A 17,411-nucleotide genomic window follows, 5' to 3' on the forward strand; every position below is an offset into this window, starting at 1 on the left:
CTCCTCTTACTCGAAGTACTGGCTCATAAACTTAATACGCTGAGCGATCTTGGCACTCTTCACTTTCGTGGTTTCAAGATCTTGCGTTACCGATTGCAAACTTGCTTCCATCGCTTTTGGTAAATCAGGGTCAATATAGTTATGAGGTAATGCATCATGGAATTCAGTACGAACGCGTTTTAACTTGAATTCAGCTTCAGTTAACTGTTCTAAGGCTTTCTCAGCGCCACTCAACCACTTGTTGTACAGTTCTTGGTCTAAACCGTCAGTAGTAACCACACTCACCAATACAGAGCGATTGGCGATGTCTTTAATCACTAATTGGTTTGATGCATCCAAGTCGAGTTTTAAACGGCATAGGTTTTTATTTTCGTTTACGTAACCGTAAATATCACCGTGACCTTCTTTAAGAACACGATCAAAATCGTCTTTGGCTACGTATACCCAACGGCTATCGCCTTTCTCAGATTCAGAAACCGACATGTTGCTTTGCAGCATAACCAGTTTCACTAGATTGTAAGCACTGCCCACGCTGTACATTTTCGCGTTCTTGATGTCATTCTGGTAAACATCTTTACGCAACAAGCCACTGGTTGACTCCATAGAAAGTGACACCGACAACGTTGATTCAACATCGTCTTGAATCTCTTCTAACTCTTCACGAGACATTTCAATTTGAGCTTTCGACTCTTGTTGATCAAACGCTCGGTTCAATGCAAAGTCTTTCACCACGCTACGAACCACATCACGTGATTCTGGGCTATGCCACAAACAATCTTGCAGAAGCATAATATCCAGCGGGTTCACGCTATCGCGACCACTGAAGAACGCACTCGCTTTCAATAGTTTAACGGCCTTCTTCCAGCGTCTGTCTGATACATACAATTCTGACTCTGAAGCAGAGCCTTGCTTCTTAACCGTCTCTTCAAGCATGGTTTTTAGTTCAAACAACTTATCAAACGAATTGTCTGTCAGTTCCAGCTTATCGAGCTCTTTCTGCCATTGATGGTATTCAATGTCCGTAATCGCCAAACCTTTTGGAATTACCGCTTCTTGAGAAGTACCCGTCGTCAGCATCGATTTGAAGTTTTGTTTGTTTTGAATACGGTTCACGAACACGCGTACCAACATACGGTCATAAAGTGCTTCCAAGCCGCTGTCTTCATCTGGAAGTTCGTTGGATGCCGATACTAGTAGACGCATCGGTACACGTTCAATATCACTGCCGTTTTTGAAAGTCTTTTCGTTAACGACAGTAAGTAGCGTGTTTAGGATTGCAGGGCCGGCTTTCCAGATCTCATCAAGGAATACAACTTGTGCTGTTGGTAGGTAGCCTTCGGTTAGTCTTACGTAACGACCGTTGTCTTTTAATTCTTGGATACTTAGTGGGCCGAACACTTCCTCGGGAGTAGAGAAACGAGTCATCAAATATTCGAAATAGCTGCTGTTATCAAAAGCCTGAATGAGACGTTTCGCGATAAGGCTTTTTGCGATGCCCGGAGGGCCTAATAGAAACACGCTTTCACCAGCCAAAGCAGCCAGTAAACAAAGCTTAATGGTGTCTTCTCTTTCGTAGACACCATCAGACAGAGCATGCGCTAATTTATTGATTCTTTCAGAGAGTAGCGCCTTGTCAGCATGTGAAGAAATAGAAGGGTTCATGCGTTACTCCGAAAATCTTTGAACAGTTGAGAGTGTAGAATTGTTTTTATACATTTGTTAGCGCTTTGTTACAAGTGCATTTTATTATTGAGTTGCATTTATATCAGATGGTTACGTCGGTAATTTTGGCGCAATCATAGATTCCAATTATGAGAGTAACATCACGAACGGCGTGAAACTAAATCTAATACGAAACCTAATTTTTCTTTTATTTTCGACACCATAGACGTTATGGTGGTGCACGTCTTCCGTTATACGAAAAATTGGCAAGGAATGTGGCCAGACTGCATGAGTAAAGTTATCCATAAATGGAAAAGTATTTCTCTCATAGAGGAGAACGTGACGCTCCCTACGAACGTCGTGGTAAAACATACAACAATCAATCACCCTGGCGCGGCAGTTATTCTTCCTATCACTTCGTCTGGAAAAATCATCCTCATTAACCAGTTCCGCCCTTCTCTAAAGAAATGGCTTTTGGAACTACCCGCAGGCACGATGGAAATAGATGAGACACCTCTTCAATGTGCCCAACGCGAACTGGAAGAAGAAACAGGTTACAGTGCAACTTCTTTTCAAAGCTTGGGGCAAGTCACCCCTTTGGCTGGCTTCTGTGATGAGATACAACATCTGTTTGTCGCAAAAGACTTAAGCCTCACTACCCGCTTTGAATGCGATGACGATGAAGTAATAGAAGTGATCGAACTGAGTTTAGAAGAACTGCACGATAAAATACGACACGATCAAATCACTGATACCAAAACTATCGCTTGTTTAAGTAAAGCCCAACTATGTGGCCATCTATAGCCAATTATATGGCTACCTAAAGTACTCTAGGAGAGAAACATGGACTTTCGTTCTGATACCGTAACTAAACCTTCGCAAGCTATGCGTGACGCAATGGCAAACGCAGAAGTGGGCGATGATGTTTATGGCGATGACCCAACCGTCAACGAACTAGAACAGTGGGCAGCAAATGAGACAGGCTTTGAAGCGGCAATGTTTACCTCTTCAGGTACACAAGCCAACCTACTCGGCCTAATGGCGCACTGTGAGCGTGGTGATGAATACCTATGTGGTCAACAGGCGCACAACTACAAATACGAAGCCGGTGGCGCGGCGGTATTGGGCTCGATTCAACCTCAGCCAATCGAGAACAACCCAGACGGCACGTTAGATTTTAAAAAGCTTGCTGCTGCGATTAAGCCAGACGACAGCCACTTTGCACGTACTAAGCTGCTTAGTTTAGAAAATACGATTAATGGCAAAGTACTTCCAATGTCTTACCTAGCGGAAGCTCGTGCGTTCGTAAACCAACACGGCCTGCAAATGCACCTCGACGGCGCGCGCGTATACAATGCGGCAGTAGCACTGGATGTTCACATTAAAGAGATTGCACAACACTTCGATTCAATGACGATCTGTTTATCAAAAGGCTTAGGCGCGCCGATTGGCTCTCTACTTCTTGGTAGTAAAGAGTACATCGCCAAAGCACGCCGCCTACGTAAAATGGTGGGTGGCGGTATGCGTCAGGCAGGTATTCTTGCCGCAGCAGGTAAAATGGCGCTCACGGAGAACGTGGCTCAACTTAAAGCTGACCACGACAATGCAAAAAATCTAGCGATTGGTTTAAACAAGCTAGAAGGCTTTTCTGTTAACCCTGATTTCATCCAAACTAACATTGTGTTTGCTAAATTAGATGAGTCAGTAGATATCAACCGCATCGCAAGCGAGTTAAGTGAGCAAGACATTACGATGTCTCCAGGTAACCCGGTTCGATTTGTTACTCATAGAGATATCAGCTCTGAAGACATCACTACTTTCCTAACAAAGCTAGAAAATGCACTTTAACTCTTGACGAGATTAGCCTCTATAGCAATTGAGATTTGAGCTTCCCCTATGGGAAGCTTTATAATCATGTTTTTACCGGAGTAAAAACGTGCATTACCCAACCTTCGCTCTAATATTGCTAGCTCTTTCCTCTAACCTTCATGCCTCTGATTTTGGCGACGCTGAACTAGGTAAAGTTAAATCACCAAGCTGCGTTTTTTGTCATAACCCTACCAGTCAATCGACTAATAACTCCTATCCTAAGCTTTCTGGCCAAGATCCAACCTATCTCTTTAATACAATGAAAGCGTATCAAACCGGAGATAGGCAGGGCGATTACGCGGATATGATGCGAGCGCAACTAAGTAAGCTTAACGATCAAGATTTGAAAGACATAGCGGCTTTTTACGCTTTACAAGATTAGCGGCTCCCACCTTCAATAGGTCAATCATCAGCTAAATAAACATCACCAAGTCGCCTATACTTCAAGCAAACTCACTGAGCTCATTGAAGGTCGGGATAGATATACCTTTACACGTATCATCCAACCCTTACAATGTGCAGCAAATATATTTATCAAGGTTTATCTCTATGTCTATTCAATGGTTTCCGGGTCACATGCATAAAGCCCGCAAAGAAATCGAAGAAGTTATCCCACAAGTTGATGTGATCATCGAAGTACTGGACGCTCGTATCCCGTTCAGTAGTGAAAACCCAATGATCTCTTCACTGCGCGGCGATAAGCCTTGTGTAAAAGTGCTGAACAAGCGTGACCTTGCAGATCCTGAACTGACTCAACGTTGGATTGAGCACTTCGAGAAGGAGCAAGGCGTTAAAGCGATTGCGATTACGACTAGCGTAAAAGAAGAAGTTAACCACGTTATGGAGCTGGTACGTAAACTGGCACCGCACCGTGAACAGATGGGCAAAAACATTCGTACAATGATCATGGGCATCCCGAACGTGGGTAAATCGACCATCATCAACTGCTTGGCTGGACGTACGATTGCGGTTACTGGTAACCAACCTGCGGTAACTCGTCGCCAACAACGTATCAATCTGCAAAATGGCGTGATCCTTTCAGATACTCCAGGAATCCTTTGGCCTAAAGTAGAAAACCCACACAGTGGCTTCCGCTTGGCTGCAACAGGTGCTGTAAAAGATACAGCAATGGAATACGATGAAGTGGCATTTTACACAGTAGAGTACCTAGCAAAACAGTACCCTAACCTTTTGCAAGAGCGCTACCAAATTGATGAGCTGCCTGAGTCTGACATCGAACTGATGGAAGCGATTGGCCGTAAGCGTGGTGCACTTCGTGCCGGTGGTCATATCGACATTCACAAATGTTCAGAAATCCTGCTTCACGAATTGCGTAATGGCACTTTAGGTAAGGTAACGCTTGAGTTGCCAGAAATGATCACACAAGAGCTGATCGAAGTTGAAGAAGCGGCTGCGCTGAAAGCGGAACAACAGATTAAGAAAAAAGAAGAGCGTCGTAAGCGTTACCTGAAGAACAAGCGTTAATCGCGATTAGTTTTTATAATCTGCTTTAATTTCTGTTTACCACTCTTACACCAGCCTCTAGATATTCACGCTCTATCGATAATAGAGCGTGAATATTGCCCGCTACCGTTTGTTGATCTAGCTAACATACTGACAAATCTATAGAAATGGTCGTTTACAATCCCAAAGACTGTGACATACTACGCAAATTATTGTGTATCAATCTCGGCTAATTTCTCAATGCGCTCTTATTCTGGGTTCAAGAATCAAAGATTTAAAACCTATTTCGATAATGAAATTTATTTGCCGTACATAAATTTCATCTACATCCCTATCTCAATATTCTGTGCTTTTATCGTCACCGACTACATCCACTTTGGTAGCGAGTGCATTACGCCTATCATTTTCCGAGTCATACTTTTTTTATTGATGATGGCCGCCGCCAGATACTGTATTACAAACAAACCCAACGTTTTGGAACTCGTAGAAAGTGCCTTCCTTGTAATTAGCTCACTTTTCTTGGTCTATGTCGGTCGACTAGCCATCGAGCTGAACAACTTCGATTACCAAGGTGGCATCATTTTAGTGATGATCTACATTGGTACGTTTTCAAGATTGTCAGCCAGATACAGTATATCTACGCTGTCGTTTATCTTTTTGGCTTATCTCATCGGCCTTGCGCCACTGCTTTATGAAGCGGAGCCAGAGCATGAAATAGAAACAATTTCCGTTTATATCTCGGCTTACATCCTAATCTCAGCGGCCTGTGTTAGACGTGACCTGGAAGTACACAAACGTTTCGCTCAATCCGAGCAACTCCGCAAACAAGCGATTCAGCTTCGCAAGCAATCTAATATGTTCGAGGCCCTTTCCTATCAAGACGCACTAACGGGCTGCTACAACCGCCTTTATCTTCATCAGGTGATAGAACCGAGCATAGACCGTCAGCGATCCATTACATCGCTCATGATAGATATTGATCATTTCAAATCGATTAACGACACCTACGGCCATCAAATGGGTGACATGGTGATTAAAGAACTGGCCGATGAGATTCAAAAACGACTACCGACTAGCAGTAACTGCTTTCGATACGGCGGTGAAGAGTTCTTGGTGCTGGTCCAAGGAGAAACCGAGGCTTCAATTGAATCGCTGGTTAATGCCCTTTTAGAATCCCCTACTCGCCTTAGATTAGAAGTAACAATTTCAATCGGTGTGAAACATGCCCCTCAAGCCCTTGGTTCTGTCGAGCAGCTTATCGACGACGCTGACCAAGCACTCTACATTTCGAAAAAAGGCGGTAGGAATAAGATCACATGGTGTGATTAATCGCCCAATATTTCACGCATCTTTGCGAATCATTAAAACGACCACTAATTCAATCAAAAAAGCCCCGAGCAACTTAATACTCGGGGCTTTTGTCTTTGTTCTTCTGCTTTAAAATAGCTTCGTTAAGAACCTGCTACTCAGCAAAAAAACAGTATTCAACAAGAATCGACTAAGAATACACAACGCTCGCTGTTTTCTGTTCAAGTTCAACGGGAGAGCTCCAAGAAATCACTTTTTCATTCACTTGGCTGCCACATGGTGCGTTCCAAACTTGCTCTAGTTCTTCTTTGCCACCAATCGCCTGATAAAAAGCAATCGCTTGGTGGTTCTCAGACATCACCTCTAGGTAAAGCCCTGAGTCCGAATAGTATTGCTGCAACCACTTCGACAATTCAGACAACAGACGCTTGCCTACACCTCGTCCACGATAATTATTATCTACATGTAACGCATCGATGAACGTACCACGCTCAAAGTTGTGATTACCGAACGCGCAGACAAAACCAACCAGTAAACCGCCTTCCTCAAGCAATAAAACATGTTGGTTGAAAGGAGGATTAATCAAACGAGTCTGCCAAATAACAGATCTGTCCTCCAAAACATCATGTTCTAGGTAATCATCAGCAAGAATGCCACGGTAATATAGCTTCCAGCTATCCGCGTGTAATTGGGCAATCCGCTCATAATCTTTATATTCAGCTACCTTAATTTCCATTTATTAGCCCTTAGTACTTCCATTTATGACTTGCTACTACATTTCACACTACCTTTATACAATATTTAAGCAAAACATACTAATACACGTTTACACTTTCAATATTGACTTACACGTGTACGCTGATATTCTAGCGCACAGATGTAAGCCCAATGGAAATTTGCTAATGAATAGTGCCGACAAACAATCTACAAAAAAGCCGCCATTAATCTGGCTCAATATTTTTGTGTTCTCTTTTAGTATGCTGCTTGCTGTTGTAGCGGCTCCCGTTTATGGCTACTTTTTTGGCTATGGCATGGAGCACTGGATATGGCTAGCAATCTGCTTTACGTTCTGTAACCTTTCAATCACGACAGGTTATCACCGCTTATGGTCACATAAAGCGTTTGAAGCGCATTCAAGCCTAAGATTCCTGTTTGCATTAGGTGGTGCATTTGCCCTGCAGAACAGCGCGCTACACTGGTCTTCTGATCACCGTGTTCACCACAAGCATGTCGATAACAACGACAAAGACCCATACTCTGCAAAACGTGGATTTTGGTACTCACACATTGGCTGGATGATTCGTAATTACAGCACCTCAATGTACGAAAACTACGAAAACTGCCGTGACCTTAAAAAAGATAAGATTGCTATGTGGCAGCACAAGCACTATGTTCTGTTAGCATTACTAATGAATTTCGGTGTTCCTATCGCTTTAGGTGTTATTTACGGTGACGTAATTGGCATGTTGTTAATCGTAGGTGCAGTTCGTTTGGTACTTAACCACCACACAACATTCTTTATTAACTCTCTTGCTCACATCTGGGGTAGCCAACCTTTTACTGACAAAAACACAGCGCGTGATAACGGTGTGTTAGCAGTACTCACTTTCGGCGAAGGCTACCACAACTTCCACCACATCTTTGAGAACGACTACCGTAACGGCATCTACTGGTGGCAATACGATCCAACAAAATGGTTGATTAAGAGTGCTTCGTTGATGGGACTGGCAAGTAAGCTTAAGAAAACCCCTCAAGCTCGTATTGAGAAAGCTGAAGCGTCAATGTTACTTAAACGCACCCAGCAAAAAATCATGCATCGTGCCGACAAGCAACAAATCGCAGAGAAGCTTCAACAAGAGTTTGATGCTCTAGTATCAAACATGAACGAATATTACGAAGTTAAAAAACAGCTACTTGAAAGCAAGCGCGAAGACGTTGTGAAGAAGTACGAACACTCTGTTCTTAAGGTTCGTTATCAGCAAATCAAAATGAATTTCGAACAACAGAAGAAAAATTGGGCAATGACGGTTGAGCAATACGCTTAAGGTAAGACAGTACGCTTAACACCCCAGTAACAACACAGTTTGATTCTTATTCAAAAGCCCTCATATTGCTATGAGGGCTTTTTTTTAATAAGCATAACCTACTCGGCTCTGGCCCTATGCTCTCGAGTTTGAATTGTGGATGGTAAGAACCATAGTTATTGGATTTCAGAACTCTTTCTTCATTCTGAATTTATACTTATATTACTTAAACTTACCGAGTTTAAAGCGAAGGAATTGAAAATGAGCAAACTGACTATTATTGCAACGATCGTCTCTAAAGAAGACAAAACTGAGCTTGTAAAAGCTGAGATGATTAAATTGATCGATAAAACCCGTGTTGAAGACGGCTGTATTAACTACGATCTGCACCAAGATAACAGTAACCCTGCTCACTTCGTTTTTCATGAGAACTGGGAGTCTGAAGTTCATCTAGAGAAACACTTAGCGAGCCAACACATCGCTGACTACATGGCTGCGACTGAAGGTTGTATTGAAACCTTTGTGCTTAATAAAATGACGCACATTGCCTAACCAGTCACTCAGTACTAATTCAATAAAAAGCCCTGCTCTGATCGCAGGGTTTGTCTTTTCTACAAGCTTATATCTGCTCATTCTAATAATGAAAAAACCCGCCAGAGTAGCGGGTATGGTCAATAATCATGACTGTCAAAGACAGATAGGTAACAACCATCAATCCAATATTGAGTACCACTTTACAGTGGCACTCTGACATTTCTTTTGCTGATCGCTAGCACGGGGGCACTAGTTAAAAGCACGAGCCAAAATGCCATTCCCTTGATATTGGTAAACACTTGAATTACTACTTACAAAGACCGATTCTCCGGGCTTAAGAGAAACTGACCGCCCTTCTGAAGTGACGGTCGCCTCTCCTTCCACACAGAACAAGATCTCCGCGCTACGTAGATACTGTGACTTGCTCTCATCAGTCGCAGACAAGATATCAAAGCCAAAGTCATCCACTGGAATCGGATAACTCATCTTGCCCTCTTTCAATACAGGCTTAAGGCGGATATCTTCTGGCTTAATCGGCTCAAAGATTGTGTTGTCGATAAGCTCAGGGACATCGATATATTTGGGAGTGAGACCGGCACGCAGCACATTGTCTGAGTTTGCCATAATCTCTAAACCCGTACCTTGAACATAAGCATGTGGGGTTTCTGCGAACAGGAACATCGCTTCACCGGGCGCCAGCTCAACCGTGTTAAGCATTAATGGCGCAAATAAGCCAATATCACCAGGATAATGCTGTTTGAATTCGATGCTGTATTGAAGAGCTTCACGCCCCATGACCGTTTTGGCTGGTCGCGCATGTGCAGCATAAAGCTCATTAAGCGCAGACGCTTTGCGGTCACCTTCAAGAGACATAATGGCGCTAAAGAACGACTTCAAAGAATCACTGTCGGCATTGGCTTTTAGTACATTAAGCTCAATCGCTAACGAAGGAATATCCGCTTCTTCGAACAAGGCAATAATGTCGTCGATTGGACGAAAGCCATTCATCGCTTTGTAGAAGGTCAACGCATAAACCAACTCAGGTTTATGGTTTGGATCTTTGTAGTTGCGATTAGACGCATTCAAAGGGATACCAAGTGCATTCTCACGCTCAAAACCTAATTCTGATTTTCGCTTGTTCGGGTGAACCTGAATCGATAACGGTGTTTCAGCGGCCAACACCTTAAACAAGAAAGGCAATTCACCGAAACGAGCCGCCGTGTATCCGCCTAAGACATCGATTTTGTTTTCATCAATCATGTGAGAAAGCGATTCACCGGTATCGCCTACCTTTGAACAACCATTTGGATGAGCACCCATCCAAATTTCTGCTTGAGGTTCCTGGTTTGGGTTCACAATACCAAACAATTGGTTAATGGAGTCTTTGCTTCCCCATGCGTAGTTTTGAATAACGTTGTCGAGTTTAAATAGAGACATAATTACTTCTCATTAAAAATCTGGCTACCAAGCTTGAGCGTGGCGGCGATATTACGGGCAGTGCGAGTCAGGTTTTGATTCGCTTCTGATAAAACTTGGTCTAAAGACTGAGGTGAACGTACGGTTCCAAATAAGCTAGACATTGAGCCGTAAAGTTTTTCAACGTCTTGCCCCAAAGAGCCCGCAATTCCAATGGTTGGAATACTCAACTTTTGAGCTCGCTGAGCGATGCCGAAAGGTGTTTTACCTTGCAGGGTTTGGTTGTCCATCTGCCCCTCTCCGGTCACGACCAGTGAAGCACCTTCAAGAACCTTATCTGCATCCAAGGCATCTAATACCATCTCAATACCCGCTTTAATTTGGATATTGAATGCAAGACTTAACCCCAGAGGTGTACCACCAGCAGCACCAAATCCAGCTGTGTCGCGATGATTAGTACCCGTATGTGCTTGAGCGATATCGGCAAAGTGCCCGATCGCAGTATCAAGTTGTTCAACTTGAGCTTTTGATGCGCCTTTTTGCGGACCAAACACAGTACTGGCTCCGCTTTCGCCACATAATGGATTATTCACATCACACGCGACCACGAACGTCACTTCTTTGCATCTAGGGTGCAGTCCTTCAAGATCGATGCTTGCTAACCGGCTTAATTCGGCGCCGCCACCAGATAGCTCGTTGCCTTGCTTGTCTAATAACTTGCCTCCCAACGCTTGTAAGATGCCAGCACCTGCATCATTGGTTGCGCTGCCGCCCAAACCAATAATGATTTGTTCAACACCTTGATCTAGTGCATCTTTGATCAATAGCCCAGTACCAAACGAAGATGCGGTTAACGGTGCTCTTTCTTCTACGGTTAATAGGTCTAAACCCGATGCTTGAGCAAATTCCACCAAGGCAGTTTTTACGTTGGCGCCATCAACAGTCTGTTCCAACGAAGCCCAATAAGCCGTACATTCACGCCCGATTGGATCCGTCGTGTGCAGCAGTTGCTTCTTACCATTGAGCGCCTCTAGCAACACGTCTACCGTGCCTTCTCCGCCATCGGCGAGTGGCATTTTCACAAACTCTGCGTAAGGGAAAACATCGGCAAATCCACGCTCAATGCAAGACGCAACTTGATGAGCGTCGAGTGATTCTTTAAATGAATCAGGGGCAATTACAATTTTCATTGTCGTTCACCATTCCCGCCCACCAAGGTGAGCGGGTTATCGAAATTAGAATTTGATTTGGAATGTTTTTGCTTGGCAAGGTGCTATCTGGCCGAACTCTTCAGATGCTACATCACCTTCGCGTACGCGCTCGTCCATGCTTGTCTCTTTCCAGCTCGAAACCGCTTGAGTAAAAGAGATTGAATCCGATACTGAACCCGATTCTGCCGGGTTGTAGACACGCATGATCAGTGCATCTTCGTCTTCCGCTTTCTTCAGCACACTCAACACCGCGCCTGATTGTTGCTTAGACAGAAGGCTAAAACTCATAGGTAGGTTCTGCTCACCCACGTTGAGCTTCATCGCGTTGTAAGGGATCTTGTTGTAGCATTCGATTAGAGTGACATTGTCACGTGCTTGCGCCATGATGTTCGCGTCAATATGGTTACCAGAGAAGCCACACAGTGTGAATTCACACACTAATTTGCCGCGCACTTGTGAATCTGGGGTCGGGATCTTGATACCAGAAGGACGCCCCGGACGAAGCAATAGCTCTTCTTTACCCAACACGCCAATACCACGGAATAGTGTCAGTGCGAAGGTATCTCTATTTTCGTCACCTTTAGATGCAATCACTTCAAATTCACGCAGACCATTCGACATAATAGCCATACCCGCTTTGCCGTTTTCTAGCGCAGCAAAGTTCATTAACTGATACACAGGAACCGGTGCTTCTTTCCACTTCTCTTCTTCCCAAACCGCCATTGCAGGGTCATTGGTTGGTCGAGTAATACAACCGAACTGGTTATCTGCTACCACAGTTTCAGAAATAAATGGCGTAGGTACTAATACACGTACACGGTGGTCGTCGGCTTGGTTGTCCAATTCCATACGGACTTCGATGCGGCGAGAACCTTGCTTCAATACCACTTGGCATTGCGCTTCAACGAATCCATTTTGACCCGTGCGTTCTTCACGCTCTGTAAGGTTTGCTGGCACGTTCATGCGGAAAGCGATGTTTGCTACCGATTGGAAACCTTGGTGGTCAATTGATGTTTCTACCGGGAATTCATCAGAGTACAACAGCCACTCTTGACGAGATGGAGAGTAATCGTACTCATCGCCGTCATCAGAACCATCTTCTAAACGAAGTGCTTGGTCGAATACTTGCTCTGTCTCTTTATCGAAAATAGTCAGAGTACCGTTGTCGTTTACATTAATTCGGTAGTATTCGTTCTCTAGCAAGTAGTCTTTCTGCTCTGCGACTTTAACTGCGCCCTTCTCATTACCTTGGATGTGTAACGTGGTGAAACCCATCGCTGGTACAGTGCGTTTGATTTGAATATCAAACTCCATGAAAGGGTCGTAGTTGCCGTAGTGAACGATTTGACGGTCTACTTTACCTGGGTCGATTTGGCGCTTGTCTTGGATGAAGTATTCAACTGGGTTTTCGTTTTCATCAAAGATAGAAAATTCTTGAGCACGGATAGTGATGGTTGTGTTCACCACTTCTTCACGCTCATACGGAGAAAGGTTAAACATCGCCAGTTTGTCGCAACCTTCGCGATCCGGCATATGGTCAACGATTTTACGTTTGTAGAAGTGGATTAGGTTTGTCGCCATGTCGTCCGCAAGGATGTAACGGTTTAGGATTTCAGCGTGTACCTTGTCTGAACAACAGCAACCAATAGAGTCATGAGCATGGTTCTTCATGCTCTCTTTCCACATTTTCTCAATCAAACCGTGGTGATATTCGAAACCTAATGTCCAAGCGATAGACGCTAGAGGTTCTAGGATGTTTACAATCTTGTTTTCGATTTCCGCATGGATCAGTTTGATGTCCATACGTGTAGAAGAGATCGTACGGTGAACACGCATGTATTTACCGTCGTTGAACTCGCCTTTGATTGTGTCGAGTTGGTCGCGCGCCGCTTCTACTTTCTCGAACACTTCTTCGTAACGGCTCATTGAGAATTCACGATCTGGGTAGATTTCGCGAAGCTTGTCCATTACTTCAAAGATGTCTTTTTGAATCGGCATTTGGTCGTGGCCGTTCGGTAGCAAGATATCTTTAGTCACCGATGGCTTTTCTAGCACTGGGAAGTACTTATCTAAACGAGCACGCAAGCCTTCTTCGTCTTGTGGAAGGTATTTACCAATCGCGTAACCCAGCGGAAGCACTTGTGCCGTTACTTCACTGCCGTCATTAGACTGCCATAAGAATTCTGTTTTGTTGGTGCCATGACGCTCTGAACAACCACGCCAGAACATTGCACGCGTGATGTCGAAGCCGTTGTAGATCATTGGCAGCTGTGAGCTCATGCTGAATGAATCTGGTAGGTAACCAATCTTCATTGCATCGCCAAACTTCATACAGTCACGAATACCATACATCATGTTGCGTACAATTGACTCACCAGAAACTTGCATTGTGTCGGTTTGAGAATACCAAGGGCCAATAATTAACTTGCCCGCTTCAACCAATACTTTTACGCGTTCTGTGTTCTCTGGTTTGATCGCAAAGTAGTCTTCTAGAACGGCGGTTTGACCATCTAGAACGTAGTATTTGTATTCTGGATCACTCTCCAGACGGTTCATGATTTCTTCCATGTTGTTCACTAGAAGAATACGAGACTCTTCTGTTGTGAAATACCATTCACGATCCCAGTGCATGTGTGGAGTAATATGTACGCGTGATGTAGTCATAATCATTTACCTAAATGTGTCGCTTCGAGTAAATCTAAAATTCGAACTCAAATACGACTAAATTAAAGTTTTTCAAGGGGTTAAAATTGGCTGCCACTAAATTTAGGGTGCAGAAAACCACGCCCAGAATCTGTGTGAATAAAACCGTTAGGAGCACAGGTATTTAGGACAGCCAAGTTGTTTATTATTTTTTATATATTGATTTCACAGTGAGTTAGGAGCTAACTCAAAATTCAGTTAGTTCTGTGTTGCAGTGCTTGCTTCAAACTTACCCTTTTTTACAGCGTGACCACGCCACATCAGAAGAGTAATGGTTGAAATTACTGTGCCGACAATCGCAGCACCGAACCAGATTGCCGCAGCAGAGAATGCGCCCAAACCAGAATCGTGTAACAAGAAGATAGAGAAGATACCTGCGCCCGGAGTCGATAGACCAATACCTGCCGCACCAACCATCGCGCCTGTAACCACAGAGCCTAGTAGGAATGAACCGATTACACGGATTGGATCTTCAATCGCCATTGGGATTGCACCTTCAGTAATACCCGCTAAGCCAAGTAGCCAAGTTGATTTACCGGTTTCAATCTCAAAGTCTTTGAATAGGCGTGGAGCAATCATGGTTGAAGCCGTTACGGTGAACGCCGATACCATTTTTACTGAACCAAAGATTGCGTATGGGCCATAAACACCGTTCGCCATTGCACCTAAACAGAATGCGTAAGCGGCTTTGTTTACCGGACCACCTAAGTCGAATGATACAAACAGACCAAGAATCGCACCCAATAACAGCGCATTGGTGCCTGACATACCGTTCAACCAGTCCGTTAGACCTTGGTTTAGGAACGCTACAGGTTTACCGATAACAAACAGCATCAAGCTACCTGCCACCAAAGTACCGATCACCGGATAAAGGTAGAAAGTAAGGAAGCCGTTAAATGCCGGGCCTAAGCGAACATGCTCTTTTACCCAACGCATCACGTAACCAGCAATCAAACCACCAACAACACCGCCTAGGAAACCAGAGCCAATGATGTTTGCTGCAATACCTGCGGCAAAACCAGGACCAAGTGCCGGTTTATCTGCTAATGAGTAAGCTGTGTAAGCCGCCAGTACTGGCACCATCAATGTACCCAGTAGGCCGCCACCTAGTTTGCGATACATCCATAGCCAAGAATCTTTTGTTGTGTAGAGCTCTTGCAGGTCAAAAATTTGCGCGATAAGAACAGCAACCGCAAGAACAGTACCACCAGCAACGATAAGAGGAACCGCGTAAGAAATACCAGAAAGCAGTGCTTGTTTAAGCTCAGTTTTCAACGGTAGTTTCTTCGGTTTGTCATCGGTAGCAACTTTACGTTCTGCACCGTTACCTTTTTTCGACTCTTCAATCGCTTCATTAAGAATGCGCTCACCGTGTTTAATCGGTTCTGCAACTGGTGTTTCAACACGAGGAATGCCGTTAAAGCGCTCAGATTCTTTAATCGAAACTTCAGCAGCAAAAACACACGCCACAGCATTGTTAAGTTGTTCCGCAGTTAAGCGATCTTCAATACCGTTTGCGCCCTGCTTTTCAACATGAACCTTGTAGCCAAGCTTTTTTCCCGCTTTTTCTAGGTACTCAGCCGCCATATAGGTGTGAGCAATGCCTGCTGGGCAAGCAGTAACACATACAATTGTCGGCGCATTTGTATCTAAGTTGTCTTGTTTTTCTTCTTGTTGATTGTCGCTATCAAGAAGCGCAAAGATTTCTTCAGCGGTTGTCGCTTTTAATACAGCTTCGCGAACATCGTCATCAACCAATGTAGTTGTCAATGCAGTAAGCAGATGCATGTGGGTAGAACCCGCTTCTGCATTTGGAATCGCAATTAGGAAGATAAGATTTACATCTTCGTCTTCATCCAAGCCTTTCCATTTCATGTCTTCTTTAAGCGTTGCTACAGCGAAGCCAGCTTCTTTAACCGCGTCAGTCTTGCCATGCGGTACTGCTAAGCCTTCGCCAAGCGCTGTCGGGCCTTGCTCTTCACGAGCAAATACTGCATCAAGGTACTCTTGCTTGTTATGCAGTTTGCCTTGCTGATCCAGTTGGTCAGCAAGTGCGTAAATCGCTTCTTCTCGACTGCTAAACGTAGTTTGCAGATTTACGAGCGACTTATTCGTTAGAGTAGTAAGTTTCATAACCTTTGTCCCATAGTCACGGATTAGTACGACAGTCGTCCCTGTCGACGAGAAGAATAATACAACTTCAAGACATTTAATCCGTGATCACGATCTCATCAATACATATTTGTATTTAATTTGTATTTAAATCGTATTGGTAAATCCTTTAAGAAAGCTTGTTATGTATCGTTTAATTTGTATTATATGTACTACAAAACGCCGATACGACGCTCACACTAACCTTTAAAGCAAGGCTTATATAGAGCAAATTTACGTATTTAAGGTACAGGTTGTTAATCAAAGTCTAGTTGTCCTAGCGCACAAATGAGGCAAAAATGGCAAGACTCCCTATGTATCGCCAAATCGCCGATGCAATAAGAGAAAAGATCAGTTCTGGAGAATACAAAGTTGGTGAAGCACTCCCAACAGAAGCGCAATTGCGTGAAGTATTCTCGGTAAGCCGTGTAACGGTTAGGCAAGCACTGAAACTACTGATCGAAAACGATGAGCTTGAAAGCGTTCAAGGCAGCGGTACTTACGTCAAAGAGAACAAGATCAATTACGACATCTACAAACAGTCGAGCTTTCAAGAAAAGTGGGCGCATTTGGATGTGGTTACACACAGTGATGTTCTAGCCTTTGAAATGAAGCCCTGTTCTTTGGCGATGTCTGAACATCTAGATATTAAAGAAGGCGAATTAGTTTTCTACGTAAAGCGTGTTCGCTTCATAGACAACAATCCAATCACGGTTGAAGAAACTTGGTTACCTGTTGCCCTATTCCCAGATCTCACCTATCAAGTGATGCAGACATCAAAGTACGACTTTATTGAGAACACCAAAGGCATGGTGATTGATAGAAGTGAGCAAGAACTGGTGCCGATTCTTCCGCCTGAAGACGTTGCTAAACAGTTAGGGATTGACCCAACTCAGCCTATCATTGAAAAACGTACTCGAGGTTACCTCGCCAATAACACAGTGTTCGAGTACAGCCGTAACTACTTCACATCTAACGATTACAGATTTACTTTGGTCGCAAGACGCCAGAGATAATACTCATCAGCAAGTTTCTATAACAGTAGATGACCAACACAGAGAGCGCCTTG

Annotated in this window: 14 protein-coding genes; 8 read left to right on the forward strand and 6 right to left on the reverse strand. The window is 43.9% G+C overall.

The window, feature by feature from the left end:
• Positions 1-6: 6 nt before the first annotated feature.
• Positions 7-1,662, reverse strand: coding sequence for an ATPase RavA domain-containing protein (locus AB4307_RS08300; protein WP_017067123.1), 1,656 nt, complete (start codon positions 1,660-1,662; stop codon positions 7-9).
• A gap of 288 nt (positions 1,663-1,950) precedes the next feature.
• Between AB4307_RS08300 and AB4307_RS08305 the strand changes: the two genes are divergently transcribed.
• The 5 genes from AB4307_RS08305 to AB4307_RS08325 all read left to right on the forward strand — a co-directional run bounded on the left by AB4307_RS08305 (position 1,951) and on the right by AB4307_RS08325 (position 6,324).
• Positions 1,951-2,466 carry an NUDIX hydrolase gene (locus tag AB4307_RS08305; protein WP_017062564.1) on the forward strand — a complete coding sequence of 172 codons (516 nt, stop codon included), beginning with the start codon at positions 1,951-1,953 and terminating at the stop codon, positions 2,464-2,466.
• Between the two features lie 39 nt (positions 2,467-2,505).
• Entirely contained in the window at positions 2,506-3,510 is a 1,005-nt protein-coding gene (gene ltaE, locus AB4307_RS08310) for a low-specificity L-threonine aldolase (protein ID WP_372131594.1), read from the forward strand.
• 88 nt (positions 3,511-3,598) lie between these two features.
• Positions 3,599-3,913: a c-type cytochrome gene (locus AB4307_RS08315; protein WP_017069125.1), complete on the forward strand. Its 315-nt coding sequence runs from the start codon at positions 3,599-3,601 to the stop codon at positions 3,911-3,913.
• A 167-nt stretch (positions 3,914-4,080) separates the two neighbouring features.
• Complete coding sequence (ylqF, locus tag AB4307_RS08320; protein ID WP_017070586.1) at positions 4,081-5,016, forward strand: ribosome biogenesis GTPase YlqF; 936 nt, start codon at positions 4,081-4,083, stop codon at positions 5,014-5,016.
• A gap of 282 nt (positions 5,017-5,298) precedes the next feature.
• Positions 5,299-6,324 (forward strand): GGDEF domain-containing protein, encoded by a 1,026-nt coding sequence (locus tag AB4307_RS08325; protein ID WP_017070587.1) that lies wholly within the window; start codon positions 5,299-5,301, stop codon positions 6,322-6,324.
• A 169-nt stretch (positions 6,325-6,493) separates the two neighbouring features.
• On the opposite strand, the gene AB4307_RS08330 is transcribed toward AB4307_RS08325, so the two are convergent.
• Entirely contained in the window at positions 6,494-7,039 is a 546-nt protein-coding gene (locus tag AB4307_RS08330; protein WP_017062600.1) for a GNAT family N-acetyltransferase, read from the reverse strand.
• Positions 7,040-7,205: 166 nt separating this feature from the next.
• Here AB4307_RS08330 and AB4307_RS08335 point away from each other — a divergent pair, with 166 nt between their 5' ends.
• Together AB4307_RS08335 and AB4307_RS08340 are read left to right on the forward strand one after the other, a co-directional pair.
• Complete coding sequence (locus AB4307_RS08335) at positions 7,206-8,348, forward strand: acyl-CoA desaturase (protein ID WP_372131596.1); 1,143 nt, start codon at positions 7,206-7,208, stop codon at positions 8,346-8,348.
• A 240-nt stretch (positions 8,349-8,588) separates the two neighbouring features.
• Positions 8,589-8,879 (forward strand): putative quinol monooxygenase, encoded by a 291-nt coding sequence (locus tag AB4307_RS08340; protein WP_017062602.1) that lies wholly within the window; start codon positions 8,589-8,591, stop codon positions 8,877-8,879.
• A gap of 231 nt (positions 8,880-9,110) precedes the next feature.
• Here the strand turns inward: AB4307_RS08340 and manA are convergent, their stop codons facing one another.
• The 4 genes from manA to mngA form a co-directional block, all read right to left on the reverse strand.
• Complete coding sequence (gene manA, locus AB4307_RS08345; RefSeq protein WP_017070588.1) at positions 9,111-10,298, reverse strand: mannose-6-phosphate isomerase, class I; 1,188 nt, start codon at positions 10,296-10,298, stop codon at positions 9,111-9,113.
• Between the two features lie 2 nt (positions 10,299-10,300).
• Positions 10,301-11,467, reverse strand: a complete 1,167-nt coding sequence (locus AB4307_RS08350) for a glycerate kinase (protein ID WP_372131598.1) — start codon at positions 11,465-11,467, stop codon at positions 10,301-10,303.
• Between the two features lie 45 nt (positions 11,468-11,512).
• Positions 11,513-14,152, reverse strand: a complete 2,640-nt coding sequence (gene mngB / locus AB4307_RS08355; protein ID WP_372131600.1) for a mannosylglycerate hydrolase — start codon at positions 14,150-14,152, stop codon at positions 11,513-11,515.
• Between the two features lie 237 nt (positions 14,153-14,389).
• Positions 14,390-16,324, reverse strand: coding sequence for a PTS 2-O-a-mannosyl-D-glycerate transporter subunit IIABC (gene mngA / locus AB4307_RS08360; protein ID WP_372131602.1), 1,935 nt, complete (start codon positions 16,322-16,324; stop codon positions 14,390-14,392).
• 317 nt (positions 16,325-16,641) lie between these two features.
• Here mngA and AB4307_RS08365 point away from each other — a divergent pair, with 317 nt between their 5' ends.
• The gene (locus AB4307_RS08365; protein WP_010430026.1) at positions 16,642-17,358 is read left to right on the forward strand and encodes a GntR family transcriptional regulator; all 717 of its coding nucleotides are present in this window, start codon (positions 16,642-16,644) and stop codon (positions 17,356-17,358) included.
• The last annotated feature ends 53 nt before the right edge of the window (positions 17,359-17,411 follow it).

The sequence above is a fragment of the Vibrio sp. 10N.261.52.C2 genome, from assembly GCF_041471425.1.
Classification (GTDB): Bacteria; Pseudomonadota; Gammaproteobacteria; order Enterobacterales; family Vibrionaceae; genus Vibrio; species Vibrio crassostreae_C.

Excerpts from the sequence above, each read along its gene's own strand:
- AB4307_RS08300 (WP_017067123.1), bottom strand. The coding sequence starts at position 1,662 with ATGAACCCTTCTATTTCTTCACATGCTGACAAGGCGCTACTCTCTGAA.
- AB4307_RS08305 (WP_017062564.1), top strand. The coding sequence starts at position 1,951 with ATGAGTAAAGTTATCCATAAATGGAAAAGTATTTCTCTCATAGAGGAG.
- ltaE (WP_372131594.1), top strand. The coding sequence starts at position 2,506 with ATGGACTTTCGTTCTGATACCGTAACTAAACCTTCGCAAGCTATGCGT.
- ylqF (WP_017070586.1), top strand. The coding sequence starts at position 4,081 with ATGTCTATTCAATGGTTTCCGGGTCACATGCATAAAGCCCGCAAAGAA.
- AB4307_RS08330 (WP_017062600.1), bottom strand. The coding sequence starts at position 7,039 with ATGGAAATTAAGGTAGCTGAATATAAAGATTATGAGCGGATTGCCCAA.
- AB4307_RS08335 (WP_372131596.1), top strand. The coding sequence starts at position 7,206 with ATGAATAGTGCCGACAAACAATCTACAAAAAAGCCGCCATTAATCTGG.
- AB4307_RS08340 (WP_017062602.1), top strand. The coding sequence starts at position 8,589 with ATGAGCAAACTGACTATTATTGCAACGATCGTCTCTAAAGAAGACAAA.
- manA (WP_017070588.1), bottom strand. The coding sequence starts at position 10,298 with ATGTCTCTATTTAAACTCGACAACGTTATTCAAAACTACGCATGGGGA.
- AB4307_RS08350 (WP_372131598.1), bottom strand. The coding sequence starts at position 11,467 with ATGAAAATTGTAATTGCCCCTGATTCATTTAAAGAATCACTCGACGCT.
- mngB (WP_372131600.1), bottom strand. The coding sequence starts at position 14,152 with ATGACTACATCACGCGTACATATTACTCCACACATGCACTGGGATCGT.
- mngA (WP_372131602.1), bottom strand. The coding sequence starts at position 16,324 with ATGAAACTTACTACTCTAACGAATAAGTCGCTCGTAAATCTGCAAACT.
- AB4307_RS08365 (WP_010430026.1), top strand. The coding sequence starts at position 16,642 with ATGGCAAGACTCCCTATGTATCGCCAAATCGCCGATGCAATAAGAGAA.